Below are 17,502 nucleotides of genomic sequence, written 5' to 3'. Positions count from 1 at the left end.
ATTTTTAATTTTATTTTTTGCCAAGGAGAAAGAAAATATTCCAATAATCATTATTTCTACACAATCACTATCCTTTATCTTCATTTGAATCTTTATTTGAATCTTTATCTAATTCTGCATCCGGCTCTTGATTTTCATCATAATATTCTCTTTTTACTTTGGTTTTTTTTGAAACAATCTTAAATTTATTCTTTAGAACTCTTTTATAAAACATAACTAGTACAATCAAAACCAGACCTAATAGAACCAAACCCGGCAGTATCTGCACTATAAACAGCAAGAGCTCACTGCAAAAGTTGATAACTCCCTTGAAGCTTTTGCTAAACCCGTCTAATAGCTTTTCCCAATATGACATCTCTTTTTTGGGCTTTGGTTGAGGTACCTTCTCACTCATTTCTACTGTTATAGTTGATAATTGAACTAAATCTGTCATTTTATTTAATGTACCTGTCAAACTCTCAATCTCATGTCTTATGTCTGTGAGTCGTCCCTCTATCTTAAATATGGTATCGGGATCGGTAGTCTTTTTCAGATACTCTTCAAGTCTGGTTTCTTCGTATTTTATAAGCCTCAATCTTGACTCGGTATCAAAAAACTTATCTGTCACATCATCGCTCTTTATATTTTCATTTAAAAGAGTGCCTAGCCCTTTCAAATCTCCCATAACACTATCAAACCTATCCTTGTCAACCCGTATTATGATAGTGCCCCTTGTTATTCTTTTTTCTCCGTCTTCAATATACACCTTATCTTTTTTAATATTTGATTCCTGAATAAAGCCATATGCCGAAATCATTGACTTTATTCTCCCGTAAGCACTGTCAAAGTTTTCTACTTCTACGGATACAAATGCATTGCGGATAATTTTCCTCTGGGACAAAATTGCATTGCTAAGAGACTCGTTTGCTGCGGCTGTCGTGGTTGTTGTAGTTATTGCATTTGACTGGCTGTCAGCTGAGGTTGCAGCCTTTACTTCTGTGCCATCTTTAGTATATTCATTATAATAAGCCTTACCTGCTCTGCCAACTTCTACCTCCTTAGCAATATCCGAACTACCAAATTCAAGATTACCTTTATAATCGCTGAGACTATGGACGTTAGGTTCTGCCGGAGCTTCGTTTGTGTGCTCACGCTTACCCCCGCACCCGGTGATTACCGAAACCATAAAAAGCAATAAAACCAAAACTGACAAAGATTTCTTTAACATTGATACGCCCCCTTTAAACGGCTATATTAAAATTGATTTTCCTTTATATAGACGGATCTAAAGTAACTTTGTTCCAATATTAAAGTATTGAAAAATACAAAGAGACTATCCGAAGACAGTCTCTCTAATAATAATTATCCCTATGTATATTAAAAGTGTCAATAATCTTACATTTGGCAGAGCAAATAACGAACGGTTCAATGGTATTTGCGACAGGCAAATGTAATAGATTAATCACTTTTAATGCAAAATAAAATCAAAGGTTCTTAAAACCCAAATATAGTATAATGACAATCATAATTAAGAAAAGCGTTGGAGCTAAAAACAAATAAGTATTGATTACCTGTTTTGCCTTGTACATTTCATACACCTCCGTAACATTGCCATAACAACCTGTTTACATAACCTTGCAATAAGTCAATTGGTGAAATAGTTTACTCTGTAGATTATTTTGTTGTTTAAGTCTGATTTTAAGTTGTAAATTCTAAGAAATAATTTGGGAATTAAGCAACTTCTTTGTTGCAATAAATGTGATTACATACATTATATACCACATTTTACATTTTGTAAATCAATCTTTCATGACTCATTACAGTTTTTTGGAAAATAAGTATAAATTAATTATATAAGGTTAGTGTTGCCACGGGCTTACATATTACCATATTTTTATATATTTATCAAGGCTAATAAATATATTACCGCCGGATTTTTTATTTTAGGCAAAGTTCAGTATTCTTAAATTCATTAGTGAAAACAGAAATTATTTTATTCAAATCTCCTATTATACCTAAATTGGATACTTTAAATATAGGTGCATCCGGATCCCTGTTTATTGAAACTATAAGTTTGGAAGATGTAATACCAGCCAAATGTTGAATAGCACCGGAAATGTCACAGGCAAAGTAAATCTTTGGCCTTACAGTTTTCCCAGTTTGCCCTATCTGGTAGCAATAGTCAATCCATCCTGCATCAACAATTGCTCTCAATCCACCTGCAGAAGCACCTAAAACATTTGCAAATTCATATATCATTTCCAGTTCTGAGGTTAAGGTTCCTACTTTAATTTACCAGACCAGGAAACAATCAAAAAGTTTAAACAAAAAGGCTACCGAGTTGTATTCATGAAGCTTCTTAAACTCTTGGTTTTTTCCCTACTAACGGCATTATTACTTTGAACAAAAATCCTCTCAGCCTTTTTCTGCCACGCTTGCTTATTGTGGTCTGTCCTTTGTGCTTCTCAGAGCTGTTTTCTATAAGGTTCAAACCTGCGTATTTCTATATTTGTCTGGCATCTTCAAACCTTGAAATATCTCCAATTTCAGCAATAATTCCTGTTGCAGTTACTAGCCCAATACCTTTGATTTCAAGGATTTCTTTTGCATTTGGAACTTGCATAAGAAGGTTTCCCGTTTCAAACTTAATCTCTTCCAATTGTTCCATATACATTTCATATTCTTTCAACAAATACTGCAACTCTTTTTGCCCCTTCTTTAGGCCTTCCATACAACCTACAGACGTTTAAGCCACTTCACAAAGCTTTTGTGCCCTCTTCTTTCCAACACCTTGCTTGATTTTCTTTTTCCATGTCTCTAGTACCTTCATTTGACCAAGTTCTACTATCATACACCGGTAATGGAAATGTCTTTAGTGTAATCATTGCCGATTTACATTCCCAGTTTCCAAAAACCGTTGCAAATTCAGGAAAGTAATTATCCAACCATTGAATTATTTTGTTTTCAACCACGCTTTTACAATCAATAACATGCTCATAAATCTTTACAATGTTTCTTAATTCTGCATAAACACTAGTTGCTACATATGTTTCAAAATACCTTCCGCCAATTACCAACTTTGCAATAGTTTTCGGATCCTTCCGATCATTCTTTGTTTGGCTATTATCATCCATTTCCTTGCTGATTTTCACATGGTAAGGATAGACTTGGAGACGATGCAGACAGTTTACTACCTATACTGTCTAAGCAAGAAGAATTATCCAAATTAGTTAAAGTGACAGACATATATATCCCAGAGACTTATGGCAAAGATATAAGAATAGTAGGTATTTTATTTAACTGCACATGGACTGATAAAGGATTAGCAGTTAAAGTTAAAGTTGAAAACGAAGAAGTAGTTAAAGTTGGGATTCAGGATATTATATTATAAAACTAAGAAGGAAATGCCATAAACAAGTGGCATTCCCTTCTTAGTTTTATACATACTTATAGCAGGTTCTTAAATACTTATCCCTATAGTCAGCCCATGGGAAAAGGGATATACAAAGCCGAATAATGGTTGAATCAAGAACTTTCAGAGTTCCCCAACTACCTGGTATTATGCCTACACCTTGATGCTTTTTTAGCTTGGCAAATGTAGCTTCAAATATGATTTTGAATACATCGATGTCTCTATCACAGTTTGAACGTGATATCTGGGGAGCACTAATGGTCCAGGTGTACTCGTGAAGTTTTTTGTCAACAGTTATTCCATCACTGATGGCTCTAAAACTTTCCTTCTGGGTTAGGTGTGCATACATCATCGTATTAAGTTGGCGAACCCATTTGATATTAACAAAGGAGCTTTCTTCTTTCTACAGGTAAATATTACAGTTGATTTTTATCAAATATTTTTATGCAACAATGATTTACCCTAAAAACTTTAGGCGGGCAATGAGCGGTATTTGTTCAAAGGCTGAAATAAAAAAATCGGGAATTCACTTGTTAAGACATAGTTTTGCAACATGATTGTTCGAAGAAAAAGTATCAGTAAAAATTATAAGCCGATTACTGGGACACAGTAAGATAGAAATAACTCTTAACACGTATGTGCACCTAACACAAGAAAATACTGTTGATGCAATCCAAGTTTTAAACAATATAAATTCACACCAAAATTCAGCTATACAAATCGCTTAAGTCGTTGATATTACTGTATTACAAGGCTAAAAATTTTACACCACAGATTACACCAAATGAATGATATTAGATAAAATTATACGGTTTTGAACGTGAAGAAACACCAAAAATAGTAAAAAGAGTACTTGATTAGATAAAAGAAAAAAGTCCCGAAACCATTTGATTCCAAGGACTTTCACATTATTTATTTAATCGGAGTGACCGGACTTGAACCGACGACCCCTTGCACCCCAAGCAAGTACTCTAGCCAAACTGAGCTACACCCCGACAACGCATATCATTCTAACATAAAAAATAGCTGTTGTAAATACCTGTTGTAAAGTTTTATAAAGAGTTGCGAGAAAAGGGTTTGTTGTAAAGTTAGTTATGCAACATTCCCTTTCCTAGCAAACCGTTCTATTTGACTTTTTCTCGGTAGCTTCCACACAGCTTACCTACCGACTGATAAACAATAATTGATGGTAGCTGCCTTGACTTGACTCCGAACACTTTACAGCCATAAGGAAATTTGTTATCCCATGTAATATAGTGGTGTATACACTTTTTACAATTTACATTTTCTATTGACATGTACTTTATTTATAAGGCTCTATTGTTTTTATTGTTCCATCATCATTATAAAAAAGTTCAGCATATTTTACGCATCTCTTATGATTAATGCCATTTGACAAGGAGCAGTCATGATAGAAAAGATACCATTTCTCTCCGATTTGTACTATGGAATGATGTGTTGTCCAGCCTATAACAGGCTCAAGTATCCTTCCCTTATATACAAAAGGACCTTTCGGATTCTTGCTTATCGCATATACAATGTAGTGTGTTGTACCAGTTGAATAGGAAAGATAATAATAGCCATTGTACTTATGAACCCATGGGCCTTCAAAATATCTTCTTTCCTCATCACCTGCAAGAATTGGGTTGCCATTCTCATCAACGATTGAAATCTCCTGTGGAGCTTCTTTGAAAGAAAGCATGTCATCGCTTAATTCTGCTACCCTTGGTCCTAAAGCCGGTTTATCCGGAGCAATTTCAGGCGGTTCCGGAACATACGTACCTGTCTGCCACTTTTCCAATTGACCGCCCCATAGTCCTCCAAAATATATATATGCTTTGTTATCATCATCGATCAATACCGCAGGATCTATGCTGAAGCTGCCTTTTATATACTCAGGCTGTGGTGTGAATGGACCTGAAGGAGTTTTGCTTGTAGCAACACCTATCCTGAATATGCCGTCTTTGTCTCTTGCAGGAAAATACAAGTAATAAGTATTGTTTTTAAATGCTGCATCTGGAGCCCACATCTGCTTACTTGCCCAGGGTACATTATCAATGTGCAGTGCAATACCATGATCAACAACTGGGGAATTCAAATCATTCATAGACAGTATGTGATAATCCTCCATCATGTATTGATCCCCATTGTCATTTGAGGGTATATCCAAATCTGTATCATGGGATGGGTAAATATAGATTTTTCCATCATATACATGTGCTGAAGGGTCAGCAGTATAAATATGTGTAACTAACGGCTCCTTTTGTTTTGGAATTCTCTCCATCTGGTATCTCTCCTTATTCTTTGTATTGTTGTACTGCTTTTGAAACTTTTACTGTTTTTCTATTACTAGACTAATATTACTATTTCAAATATATTAATTATATAAGCATAGTATTATTATATCTAATTTTTATTATTTGAAAACACTACTATGATATATTTCCCAAAGGTAAATAGTAAATTTTCTTTCCACTATAATATAATATCGGCTAATCCAATTATTTTACTTTATACTAATATAATAAATTATTGGTGTCAAGTATGCTGCTAATTTATAAAATCGTACCAAAAGGCACAATAGGAGGAACCCCCCCCATTGTGCCTTCCTTATTATATTATTGCTTAGATATTAGTTTTTCTTAAAGAACAACTGCATTACTGGCAGCTGATAGGTTGTCACTTGTATCAACAGCTTTTACCGTATATCTGTGTGACACATTCGGATTGTAATTAGTAATTTTGAAGGTTTTTCCCATTGATTGACCAACTAGAGTTGTTCCATCATATATATTGTAGCATTTAACTCCGAAAGTATCAGTTGATGCATTCCATGAAAGGGTAATCGATGTTGATGTTAAATTGCTGTATCCGAGGCCTGTTGGTGCCGTAGGTGCTGTTATGTCTTTTGAGTAGACAAGCCCGAGGCTTTCATCGGATACCTGAGTACCTGTCGAATTAACAGCCATAACATAGAACTCGTAAATACAGTTGTTATTTGTTGCTGCTACAACTGATGTCCCAGTAGTATATCCAAAATCAACTCTCATGTGGCTGGTACCATTATTCTCATATGCATAGATATAGTAACGGCTTGCACCTGTTAAGGCATCCCAGTTCAATGTAACATTAGTACTGGTTTTACTTGATATTCTGAGGTTTTGTGGCGGTGCCAACCTTGTTATAACAGTTAAAGGACTGCTTGCTACAGACTTATTATTTATATCACAAGCACGAACAGTAAATGTATATATAGTGTTCGGAGCAAGCCCTTTAATAGTAGCATGTGTGGTTGTTACAGTATCAATAAGAGTTGTTCCGTAATATATCTCATATTTCTTCACACCAAAATTGTCGGTTGAATTATCCCAGGCTATATCCGTCATAGTGGATGATGAACCTAATTCTCTCAATCCTGTTGGTGCTGAAGGAAGGACATTATCCGTTGAAACTACAAGTGGCTTGCTCACATTTGATTGATTACCATATGCATCAAGTGCGACAACATAGAATGTATAGATCAGATTATTTGAAAGAGTATAGTTCATTGAAGTATTTGCCGTAACACCCAAATTAATACGGTTTGTTCCAGCTCCATTATTTATATCCGCATATACATTATAGTTCTTAGTTGCAAAACCAGATGGTGCCAACCATGATAAAGTTATAGCATTTCCGCTTCTGCTGCTGATATCAAGGTTAGCAGGTGCATTCGTGATGCTTTTTAAAGGTGGTTCATATTTAAATGTCATGCAATTGCCAATTGAACCTATTTCACTTATTTTCAAACCTGATGCACTTCCATCATAAAGGTTTGAATTGGGTACTGTACTTGAATCGAATTGTGTCTTGTAACCAGCATGGAACAAGTCATTTGAGTCACCACTATCGATACCAAGTTCAAGTTCATTTAATCCATCTGCCTGTTCTACTGCTACCATATAATTAGTGCCGGAAGGGTATGCATTGTTTCCATATTCATCGATATGCCACACTAAAAGCCCTTCATCTGCTGATTCGGAATTTCTTAATCTTTTTCTCATGTTTTCAATTATAAAGTATTCATTTTGTTTATGTGTCTCATAAATATATAAATCACGAGAGTTTGAATTTGCAGTTAGAGCTGTTTTTGCAGAGTAATCATTAAGCTTTTCAGAACTGCCCCATCCTGCCAATTTGTGAGTAAAGTATGGATTAGGCCATAATGGGTTGAATCTACTTGAAGAGGACATAAGATCATAACGACCTGCTCCGCTTCCCACATCATAGTAAACATAAGTATCCGGCCATTTGCACATCATGTGACCAGTTTCATGTACTATTGTACCTATGCTTGGAGTATCAGTGATATCTGTCATTTGATATGTGTTGAAGGTCGTGCCTCCGTATGTAACGTTGCCAAGTGAGCTTTTATGTGGCCAAAGTCCAACAGCCCATGTATCAGGTCTATTACCTGAATAAAGTATATTTAGGCACATCACGTCACCTGATGGATTCTTAGTCAGCTTTGAAAAATCAAACCCTTGATTGGCCAATGCCTCAAGAGCTTCATAAACTATAGTCTGGCCTGGAGTTGTTGGTAGATTATAATAAGATCTTGGATTTTTAGCAGTATAATAAACTGGAGTTATTATATTGTCATATGTAACAGTTCCTCCAGACACCTCTCTGAAATAATCCTTGATTGATCCATTATTGCCATATTTATTATATCCCAGTTCATTAAACATATTATTAATTTCACTAGTCGGCAATATTGGCACACCATTTGATTCATCATCAGGAAATTTAACCAATATGGTAAGGCCTGTAATATATCCATTAACCGGCATTTTAGCTGTGCTGCTTACTGATTTTGAGCTGGCTTGTGTTCCTTGTGAAATTGTATTTTCAGGAGCTGAAGCAGCTTTAAACTTTACTCGACCTTCTTCAACCTTTTTCTCCAAATTTGCACCTGTAAGCTTTATTCCTTTTGAAGGCTTAGTAAATTGTGCAGGCTGTACACTATTCACTCTATAGTAGGGAACACCTGTAGAAACCAAGTCCGAAGCATCGCTGTTTAAAGTTGCATAACATAACCAACCTGTTTTAGCGTCCTTTATAAGTGTATACCCGTCCAGACTTTCGATCCTTCCATAATATTCATCGCCAAATAATTTTACCGTAAGTGATGATCCATCCGGTTGTTTAAATTTGTACTCATAACCGCTATAAGGGGCAGCCAGTGCTGTTGCGTGTAAAATAAATGCTCCGGTAACTGCAACTGCTGGTAATAACATTTTCTTTAATAAGTTGTTCTTCATAAATTTAACTCCTCCTAAGTATAATATGGTGGTGAATATTCAATAAACATCATACCTTGTAAATACTATTATAAAAATGTTACTTCTTTCATCTCTAACGTTAGAAAACTAATTTTTGGATTAGTATGACTAGATTATATAATAAGTCAAGTAACCATTGAGTGAAAAAAATTGAAAAAATAATGAAAAAAATTGAAAAAATAAGCAAAAAAATGAATAATTAGGTCTGGTTTAAAAATATAGATAGTTGGGTAATGTATAATAAAATAACAAAAGAGGAGTGATAACATGTCAATACAATCATATATTAATTTCAATGGAAACTGTCGTGAAGCAGTCTTATTTTATGCAGAGATTTTTAAGACCGAGCCGCCTAAATTTATGCTTTTTGGAGACGCACCTTCAAATCCTGACTTTCCTATGGATGAAAGCACCAAAAATCTAGTAATGCATACGAATCTGAATATTAGAGGAAGTATAGTAATGTTTTCTGATGTTTCTAAAGGTATGCCTTTTACTGTAGGCAATAACATCAGCCTTGTATATAGCAGCAATGACACAGATGAGATCAAATCTATTTTCAATAAATTAAAAGAAGGCGGTAATGTAAGCATGGAACTCCAGGAGACATTCTGGAGCAAATGTTATGGATTCGTTACTGATAAATTTGGGATAGGATGGCAACTCAGCCATGCTGATGAAAATAGTTTTTCTTCTTAATACTAAGCAGAAACTTTAATAAAACCTATAAAAAACTTAATAAAACCTATAAAAAACACAATATTTATTAATATTTTTTAGCACGAAATTAAATATTGTAATATAAACGTAATAAATTTTAACAATTTATTCACAATTTCTTAAATTTCTTCTTATATTATATTTATAACAGGTACTCCCCCTGATTATATAATAGATAAATATTCACCCCACAATAAAAGAGCCCCCCAACAAAGGCTCTTTTATTAATGTTTAGGAACTTCTCATGTCAACAATAAATACTGCAAAGTCGCAAGCAATTTTGTTCTTTCAATTTTGTAAAATATGCAGAACTTTTTCTACTGCTTCACAATATAATATAAAATAAACAGAAATTGAACACTGCTTAATCTCCTAATTTAAAATTGTTAATAATTTGTTCATAGTTTATTTAATTGTTTCAGTTATACTTTAAACATAATGAACCTAAATAGTTTGCAACCTCCTAATAGAAAAGAGCTTTCAAAAAGCTCTATTTTTTTTGGCTGTATTGGCCCTTAATATATAATAATTAGTGTTTAAAGCTTTATTTGCGTCCATTTACCCCTGGCAAATCTTAGATGCATAACTAGACTGAAAATAATAACACTGATTATTTCGGCCACCCAGACACTATTTACCCCCATACCAAGGTACTTTACAGATACAAAAGTAAGCGGCAGGAATAAAACCCATAGTCTTAAAGAAGTCAAGACCATTACTGTTATAGTATCTCCAGCACCTCTTAATGCACCTGAAACGATAAATATATAATTTAGGAAGGGCTGATCTACCCCTACCACAAACAATGCCCCTACCAATATGGCTATAACTTCAGGTTGGGGTGTAAATAAACCTGCTACAAATGATGGGAAAGCTATAAAGAATGCACCTATAAACACTCCCCAGAATATACCCATTCCAAAACACACATAACCTGTAAAATGTGCCTTCTTAGGATCTCCTTCTCCTAAAGCCTTTCCAACCAGAGTCGCTGCTGCTATAGATATTCCTATGGCAGGCATTATAGAAATCTGCTCGATGCTGAGCAAGACTCTGAAGCCAGCTTCCTGACTAGTGCCAAGAAATTCTGTGACAATAACTCCAGAAAGAAAAAAAGCAGTTTGGGTCAGAAATTGCTCCACTCCGGCTGCACTACTCAATTTCCAAAGGGGTAAAATTATTTCCTTTTTCAACTTTAATGCAAAAGCATGGATCTTTAAGTAGCTATCTCCTCTCAGCAATACAATTAAGTATATTGCTGCACCTAAAATTCTTGATATAGTTGTAGCAACAGCAGATCCTTTTATTCCCATCTCAGGAAATATACCAATACCTTTTATCAGAAGTATGTTCAGTATAATGTTAATTACATTTACAGTAGTTGTTATAAGCATTGGAGTCATAGTATTGCCGATGCCTCTTAAGGATGCTGAAGCGGCAAAGGAAAAGAACATGAAAACAAGACTAAGTGAAGTTATTCTTAGAAATGTAACTCCCATATCAAATACTTTGTTGTCAACATTAAATACACCCATAATATCTTTTGCAAAGATATAAGTCAAAAGCATTATGATAAAACCAATGATAATATTTAAAGATAAATTCTGGCATGAAGTGTCGTTGAGCCTCTTATAATTTTTCTCACCAAAACTTCGGGATATTATAGCAGTTGCCCCCACGTTGAATGAAGAAAAAATCAGTATTACAGTAAAAATTATTTGATTGGCATTCCCTGCGGCCGCCAAGGCCTCCTCACCTACAAAGAAGCTAAGCAGTATTGTATCGGATAACCCAACTAAAGTATTTAACCCCATTTCAATGATAGCGGGAAGTGATATAGTCAATATAGATAATATTAAAGCCTTGTTGTTTTTTAAAATATTCATATTAGTCAAGTATAACCTCGTCGCTCCAAAAAACCGGCCCGTCCTTACATACATGACTATACTCCCAGCCATCCTCATTTTGAGCCTTTGTTTTGCAAGCACACACAAGGCATGCTCCTATTCCGCATCCCATTCTCTGCTCCATTGAAACCTGGCATTTTGTTTTGTATTTTTTTGAAAGCTCAATCACCTTGCGTATCATAGGTGTAGGGCCGCACGCATAGATGATATCTAGTCCCTTTTCCTGAAGCTCTTTTTCCAAAAGATCAGTCACAAGTCCTTTGTAGCCTGCACTTCCATCATCAGTTGAAATATAATACTTATCCGAAGCATTTTTATACTCATTTTCCAGCACAACATGGTCTTTATTTCTGTATCCTAGGAAAGTATGCCTTTCTGCTTGAACATTTTCCTTCAGAAGGTACAAAAGCGGAAATACACCTATTCCGCCGCCTACAACAGCAATTCTCTTATAGTCCCTGGAAATGTAAAATGGATTACCCACAGGTGCAATTATATCTAAAAGCTCTCCTGAAGTTTTTCTTGTCAGATATTCAGTTCCTATCCCCTTAATCTGAAAGCAAACATCAAAAGTCCCAGCAGCCTTGTCCACATCACAAATACTTATGGGCCTTCTTAGAAGTGCGGTTATACCTTCACTGCATTTGATATTTACAAACTGACCCGGCAATGCATTCTTTGAGACATACTCCGATTTTATGGTAATCTTATAAATTTCCCAGGCAATTTTATTTATGCTCACAATCTCTTCATTAAGTAATTTAGACATTTGGTCCTCCATAAAATATATACTAATGGTCTTGAACAAAACCCCTTGGAGTTTTGTTCAAGACCATATCCTAATCATACATTAAATTCATTTAAACATCAAATTTAAACATCAAACACACTAAGATTAACAACATCCATATCATTTACACCTTTACCAAGCTTAAGACAGCTTACTACCGCCTTTGCAGTATCCAAGGATGTTATACACGGTATGGAAGATTCAACGGACTTTCTTCTGATCTTAAATCCATCCCTCTCAGGCTTTCTTCCCTTTGTTGCGGTATTTATAACCATGGAGATTTTGCCTGACTGGATTAGATCAAGAATGTTGGGTGAACCGTCATCTATCTTTTTAACCGCATTTGTTGCAATACCCTGCTTATTTAGCATGTTTGCAGTTTTCCCTGTTCCGTAAAGTTCAAATCCCAGCTTCTCAAACTCAGCTGCAAGCACTGCAAGCTCCGGCTTGTCGGTATCACGGACTGTCATAAGTATACCGCCGCCTTCTTTAGGAAGCTTGATTCCTGATGCGGTTATACCTTTATAAAGTGCTTCTGGGAAAGTCTTAGCAATACCTAAAACCTCACCCGTTGACTTCATTTCAGGCCCTAAGCTTATATCAACATCATGCAGCTTTTCAAAGGAGAATACCGGAACCTTTACAGAAACGTAATCAGCCTCCTTGTACAAACCTGTTCCATACTTGAAGTCTTTAAGCTTTTTACCCATCATAATCTTTGTAGCCAGATTAACCATTGGAATTCCGGTAACCTTGCTTATATAAGGTACAGTACGGCTTGAACGCGGATTGACCTCTATTACATAGATTGTGTTATTGTAAAGGACATATTGTATGTTTATAAGACCTACAACATGAAGTGCTTTTGCAAGCTTTCTTGTATAGTCTATTATTATTTCCTTTATTTTGTTGTCTATAGTCTGAGTAGGATAAACCGAAATACTGTCACCTGAGTGGACCCCAGCCCTTTCAAGGTGTTCCATAATTCCAGGGATTAATATGTCTTCGCCGTCACATATAGCATCAACCTCAATCTCCTTACCCATCATGTATTTATCAATAAGGATTGGGTGCTCCTGCTTAACCCTGTTTATGATCTCCATAAACTCCTCTACATCCTTATCGTTGTATGCAATTTCCATACCCTGTCCGCCTAAGACATAGGACGGTCTAACCAGAACAGGATACTGAAGCTCATTTGCCGCTTCCAATGCTTCTTCTAATGTAAATACAGTTCTTCCTTGAGGCCTTGGTATTCCTACTTCTTCCAGTATGGCATCAAATTTCTCCCTGTCTTCAGCCGCATCTACATACTTGGGCTCTGTTCCGTATATCCTTACGCCCATTTCGTTTAGTGCCTTTGTGAGCTTAATTGCTGTCTGTCCGCCGAACTGAACTATAGCTCCTTTTGGCTTTTCAGTCTCAATAATATTCTCTACGTCTTCATAGGTAAGAGGCTCAAAGTAAAGCCTGTCAGCCGTATCAAAGTCTGTACTCACCGTTTCGGGGTTGTTATTGGCAATGATGGTTTCATACCCTTCCTCATTAAGTGCCCAGACAGAGTGCACCGAACAATAGTCAAACTCAATACCCTGACCGATCCTTATAGGACCTGAACCGATAACCAATATCTTATCCTTTTCTGATTCCCTGACTTCGCATCTTTCATCATAGGTTGAGTAATAGTATGGAGTAACTGCGTCAAACTCAGCAGCACATGTGTCAACCATTTTGTAGGTAGCACATATGCCTATCTCTTTTCTTCTTCTATAGATATCCTTCCTGTCACAGCCTGTAAGCTTTGCTATTACAGTATCCGTAAAGCCCATCTTCTTTGCACTCTTGATCATATCAACTGTAAGGGAAGTCAACGTACACTTTTTAAGCTTCTCTTCCATCTCCACAATCTTCTTGAACTTGCATACAAAAAACTCATCTATCTTTGTTATGTTGCATATTTCTTCAACAGTTACGTTTCTTCTTAAAGCCTCTGCTATAACAAAAAGTCTTTCATCATTGATATCCTTAAGCTTTTCCATTATAACGGAAGTTTCCATTTTTGTGTAGATTTCCTGTTCAAGGGTAAACAGGCCAAGCTCTAATGACCTTATTGCCTTCATCAATGCAGCCTCAAAGGAGCTGCTTATTGACATTACCTCACCTGTAGCCTTCATCTGAGTTCCTAATGTTCTCTTTGCTTTAACAAACTTATCGAAAGGCCATTTGGGTATCTTAACTACAACATAGTCCAAAGTTGGCTCAAAGCAAGCGTATGTTTTGCCTGTAACTGCATTCTGTATTTCATCAAGGCCATAGCCTATTGCAATCTTTGTTGCAACCTTTGCTATAGGATAACCTGTAGCCTTTGATGCAAGTGCCGATGAACGACTAACCCTTGGGTTAACCTCTATAACGCCGTACTCAAAGCTTGTCGGATGGAGTGCAAACTGAACGTTACAGCCTCCCTGTATTCCAAGCTCGGAAATTATCTTCAACGATGCTGTTCTGAGCATCTGGTATTCCTTATCTGCAAGGGTCTGGGAAGGAGCTACAACGATACTGTCCCCTGTATGAACACCCACTGGGTCTATATTTTCCATGTTACATACGGTAATAACATTACCCTTGCCATCTCTCATTACTTCATACTCAATTTCCTTCCAGCCTGCTATACACTTTTCTATCAATACCTGTGTAACCCTTGAGAGCCTTAAACCATTTGTTGCAATTTCTGTAAGCTGTTCAACATTATCTGCTATACCTCCGCCTGTTCCTCCAAGGGTATATGCAGGACGAACTATTACAGGATATCCTATTTTATCTGCAAAGGCTAAGGCAGCTTCCACTGTAGTTACAACCTCACTTGCAATACAAGGCTCGCCAATCCTTTCCATTGTATCCTTAAAGTCCTGTCTGTCCTCCGCCATTTTTATAGCTTCTGTAGCTGTTCCAAGAAGCTTAACTCCATGTTCCTCCAAAAAACCTGTTTCAGCAATTTCCATTGCCAGGTTAAGACCGGTCTGTCCTCCAAGTGTTGGGAGGATGCTGTCAGGCTTTTCTTCAATGATGATCTTTTTTAAAACATCAAGGCAAAGCGGCTCTATATAAACCTTGTCGGCAATATTGGTATCAGTCATGATTGTTGCAGGATTGCTATTTACAAGAACTACCTCAATACCCTCTTCCTTAAGTGCCCTGCAGGCTTGAGTTCCTGCGTAGTCAAATTCAGCTGCCTGGCCTATTATTATAGGTCCTGAACCGATAACCAGGACTTTCTTTACATCTTGTCTCTTTGGCATTATATATCCTCCTTAAACATTCCTATGGGAAGCTATTCTTTAAATTTTTTCATCATATCCATGAACTCATCAAAAAGATATGCTGTGTCTCCAGGCCCTGGTGACGCCTCCGGATGGAATTGAACTGTAAATACCGGCACCCCTTTGTACCTTACGCCTTCAACGGTGTTATCGTTCATATTCCGGTGGCTTATTTCCATCAATTCTCTGTCGAGAGTTTCTTCCAGTATTGTATAGCCATGGTTTTGTGAAGTTATATAAGTCAGATCTTTATTAATATCCTTGACCGGATGATTACATCCTCTGTGACCGTATTTGAGCCTTCCTGTATTAGCATTGTTAGCCAATGCAGTAAGCTGATGACCTAAACATATTCCAAATATTGGCCTTTTGCCGATAAGATTTTTTATTGTTTCTATTACATCCGTGCAGTCCTTTGGATCCCCAGGTCCATTTGAAAGCATTATACCGTCAGGGTCTATGGCCAGTATTTCTTCTGCTTTTGTCCAAGCAGGAAATACATAAACCTCACAACCCCTGTTTAGCAATGAACGAACTATATTCTGCTTTATACCTAAATCTATAAGTGCTACCTTAAAACCCGTACCTTCATAATGGAGTACTTCTTTTGTAGTAACCTCATAAACCGGATTCTTTATTCCATAGGATTTGATTTTCTCAAGGCTGCTTTCAAAATCAAAGTTCTCATCGGTTGTCACAATACCGTTCATTGTCCCTTTGCTTCTTAATATCTTTGTAAGTGCCCTTGTATCTATGCCTTCAATGCCTATTATGTTGTGCCTCTTAAGATAATCATTAAGTGTCTCAATTGATCTCCAGTTGCTTGGAGTTTTGCAAAGCTCTCTGACAATGAAACCCTTTACCTGCGGTTTGCTGGACTCAATGTCTTCCATGTTTACTCCGTAGTTGCCTATTAAAGGATATGTCATAGTAACTATCTGTCCGCAATAAGATGGGTCGGTCAATACTTCCTGATAACCTGTCATTCCCGTGTTAAAAACTATCTCACCGATTACCTCCCCTTCTACGCCAAAGCTCTTACCTGTAAAAATTGTGCCGTCCTCCAAAGCAAGTATTGCCTTCATTTTACCACCTCATATATATTTTAATTTTGAGTTTTTATTACACTATTAATGTCATCCCTCATGCGAATTGCCTCAGCCCTTGACGCCTCAGCATACTTGTCTTCGCTGTACTGTTCTTTCCAAGTTTCAGATTGATAAGCACACATTATACTTCTCGAAGCATTTACAATAGCTCCGAGTCCGTCTCCGTTAAAGGAATGTGCAACATCCCTTGCAGTACCGCCCTGTGCTCCATATCCCGGCACCAGTATATATGCATGTTTCATTGCTTTTCTAAGAATCTTGGCCTGATTGGGATAGGTAGCTCCAACTACTGCTCCTACACTACTGTATCCATATTTTCCCCTGAGGCTTTTCCCCCAATCCTCAACCAACTCCGCTACTATCTCATATATGCTTTTGCCCTTGTCTGTTAATATATCCTGAAGCTGCCCGGATGACTTGTTTGATGTCTTTACAAGGACGAATATGCCTTTGTTGTATTTTTTACAATCATCCATAAAGGGCTTAATTCCATCAACACCAAGATAAGGATTTACTGTAAGTGCATCCACATCGAATATGGGCTGCGTAACATCCTCGCTGATAATGGTTTTGCCCAGAAAACCTGCTGAGTAGCTTTCAGCTGTGGATCCAATATCATTACGCTTTCCATCGGCGATAACTATCATGCCTTTTTCTTTTGCGTATTTAACAGTCTCATTAAAAGCAACGAGTCCTTCAATTCCATACATTTCATAATAAGCCAGCTGGGGCTTTACAGCCGGGACAATATCGTATAAAGCATCAATTAAGCCTTTGTTGAATTCAATAATAGCCTGTGAAGCTCCCTTTAAGTTCACCCCATGCTCCTTGAAGGCTTTTTGCTTTATGAACTGAGGAATGAAATCCATCTTCGGGTCCAAACCCACAACAGTCGGATTATCTTTCTCCTTAATAGAATCAATCAATAAATCAATAAACAT

General features: G+C 36.7%; 12 protein-coding genes, 1 tRNA gene and 2 pseudogenes. 2 read left to right on the top strand and 13 right to left on the bottom strand.

The features are described 5' to 3' along the window. Window positions 1-67: 67 nt before the first annotated feature. The 4 genes and pseudogenes from VIO64_RS08025 to VIO64_RS08010 all read right to left on the bottom strand — a co-directional run bounded on the left by VIO64_RS08025 (window position 68) and on the right by VIO64_RS08010 (window position 3,161). Window positions 68-1,207, bottom strand: a complete 1,140-nt coding sequence (locus VIO64_RS08025; protein WP_331916930.1) for a DUF4349 domain-containing protein — start codon at window positions 1,205-1,207, stop codon at window positions 68-70. 710 nt (window positions 1,208-1,917) lie between these two features. Then, entirely contained in the window at window positions 1,918-2,238 is a 321-nt protein-coding gene (locus VIO64_RS08020) for an electron transfer flavoprotein subunit alpha/FixB family protein (protein ID WP_331916928.1), read from the bottom strand. A gap of 100 nt (window positions 2,239-2,338) precedes the next feature. Continuing rightward, a pseudogene (locus tag VIO64_RS08015) lies at window positions 2,339-2,602 on the bottom strand (IS110 family transposase). 133 nt (window positions 2,603-2,735) lie between these two features. Then, window positions 2,736-3,161, bottom strand: a complete 426-nt coding sequence (locus tag VIO64_RS08010; protein WP_331917060.1) for an IS110 family transposase — start codon at window positions 3,159-3,161, stop codon at window positions 2,736-2,738. 2 nt (window positions 3,162-3,163) lie between these two features. Between VIO64_RS08010 and VIO64_RS23070 the strand changes: the two are divergent. Then, window positions 3,164-3,370, top strand: a pseudogene (locus tag VIO64_RS23070) (DUF6985 domain-containing protein); the annotation flags it as partial. Window positions 3,371-3,416: 46 nt separating this feature from the next. Here VIO64_RS23070 and VIO64_RS08005 read toward each other — a convergent pair. From VIO64_RS08005 to VIO64_RS07990, 4 genes are all read right to left on the bottom strand, one after another. Then, window positions 3,417-3,743: a hypothetical protein gene (locus VIO64_RS08005; protein WP_331916926.1), complete on the bottom strand. Its 327-nt coding sequence runs from the start codon at window positions 3,741-3,743 to the stop codon at window positions 3,417-3,419. A gap of 568 nt (window positions 3,744-4,311) precedes the next feature. After that, a tRNA-Pro gene (locus tag VIO64_RS08000) sits at window positions 4,312-4,386 on the bottom strand. Between the two features lie 308 nt (window positions 4,387-4,694). After that, entirely contained in the window at window positions 4,695-5,675 is a 981-nt protein-coding gene (locus VIO64_RS07995) for a glycoside hydrolase family 43 protein (RefSeq protein WP_331916924.1), read from the bottom strand. Window positions 5,676-6,033: 358 nt separating this feature from the next. After that, window positions 6,034-8,694: a M6 family metalloprotease domain-containing protein gene (locus VIO64_RS07990; RefSeq protein WP_331916922.1), complete on the bottom strand. Its 2,661-nt coding sequence runs from the start codon at window positions 8,692-8,694 to the stop codon at window positions 6,034-6,036. 288 nt (window positions 8,695-8,982) lie between these two features. Between VIO64_RS07990 and VIO64_RS07985 the strand changes: the two genes are divergently transcribed. Then, window positions 8,983-9,414, top strand: coding sequence for a VOC family protein (locus tag VIO64_RS07985; RefSeq protein WP_331916920.1), 432 nt, complete (start codon window positions 8,983-8,985; stop codon window positions 9,412-9,414). A 557-nt stretch (window positions 9,415-9,971) separates the two neighbouring features. Here VIO64_RS07985 and VIO64_RS07980 read toward each other — a convergent pair. From VIO64_RS07980 to pyrF, 5 genes are all read right to left on the bottom strand, one after another. After that, the gene (locus VIO64_RS07980) at window positions 9,972-11,321 is read right to left on the bottom strand and encodes an MATE family efflux transporter (protein WP_331917058.1); all 1,350 of its coding nucleotides are present in this window, start codon (window positions 11,319-11,321) and stop codon (window positions 9,972-9,974) included. Between the two features lies 1 nt (window position 11,322). Continuing rightward, entirely contained in the window at window positions 11,323-12,111 is a 789-nt protein-coding gene (locus tag VIO64_RS07975; protein ID WP_331916918.1) for a dihydroorotate dehydrogenase electron transfer subunit, read from the bottom strand. Between the two features lie 104 nt (window positions 12,112-12,215). Continuing rightward, complete coding sequence (gene carB, locus VIO64_RS07970; RefSeq protein ID WP_331916916.1) at window positions 12,216-15,431, bottom strand: carbamoyl-phosphate synthase large subunit; 3,216 nt, start codon at window positions 15,429-15,431, stop codon at window positions 12,216-12,218. Window positions 15,432-15,463: 32 nt separating this feature from the next. Beyond that, the gene (locus VIO64_RS07965; protein WP_331916914.1) at window positions 15,464-16,537 is read right to left on the bottom strand and encodes a carbamoyl phosphate synthase small subunit; all 1,074 of its coding nucleotides are present in this window, start codon (window positions 16,535-16,537) and stop codon (window positions 15,464-15,466) included. Between the two features lie 20 nt (window positions 16,538-16,557). After that, window positions 16,558-17,502: an orotidine-5'-phosphate decarboxylase gene (gene pyrF, locus VIO64_RS07960; protein ID WP_331916912.1), complete on the bottom strand. Its 945-nt coding sequence runs from the start codon at window positions 17,500-17,502 to the stop codon at window positions 16,558-16,560.

The organism is Pseudobacteroides sp. (genome assembly GCF_036567765.1).
Lineage (GTDB): Bacteria > Bacillota > Clostridia > Acetivibrionales > DSM-2933 > Pseudobacteroides.
Note: the sequence above shows the minus strand (reverse complement) of the source record. Positions and strands in the feature narration are given on the sequence as shown.

Coding starts and splice junctions, on each gene's coding strand:
- VIO64_RS08025 (WP_331916930.1), bottom strand. CDS start 1,207: ATGTTAAAGAAATCTTTGTCAGTTTTGGTTTTATTGCTTTTTATGGTT.
- VIO64_RS08020 (WP_331916928.1), bottom strand. CDS start 2,238: ATGATATATGAATTTGCAAATGTTTTAGGTGCTTCTGCAGGTGGATTG.
- VIO64_RS08005 (WP_331916926.1), bottom strand. CDS start 3,743: ATGATGTATGCACACCTAACCCAGAAGGAAAGTTTTAGAGCCATCAGT.
- VIO64_RS07995 (WP_331916924.1), bottom strand. CDS start 5,675: ATGGAGAGAATTCCAAAACAAAAGGAGCCGTTAGTTACACATATTTAT.
- VIO64_RS07990 (WP_331916922.1), bottom strand. CDS start 8,694: ATGAAGAACAACTTATTAAAGAAAATGTTATTACCAGCAGTTGCAGTT.
- VIO64_RS07985 (WP_331916920.1), top strand. CDS start 8,983: ATGTCAATACAATCATATATTAATTTCAATGGAAACTGTCGTGAAGCA.
- VIO64_RS07980 (WP_331917058.1), bottom strand. CDS start 11,321: ATGAATATTTTAAAAAACAACAAGGCTTTAATATTATCTATATTGACT.
- VIO64_RS07975 (WP_331916918.1), bottom strand. CDS start 12,111: ATGTCTAAATTACTTAATGAAGAGATTGTGAGCATAAATAAAATTGCC.
- carB (WP_331916916.1), bottom strand. CDS start 15,431: ATGCCAAAGAGACAAGATGTAAAGAAAGTCCTGGTTATCGGTTCAGGA.
- VIO64_RS07965 (WP_331916914.1), bottom strand. CDS start 16,537: ATGAAGGCAATACTTGCTTTGGAGGACGGCACAATTTTTACAGGTAAG.
- pyrF (WP_331916912.1), bottom strand. CDS start 17,502: ATGTTTATTGATTTATTGATTGATTCTATTAAGGAGAAAGATAATCCG.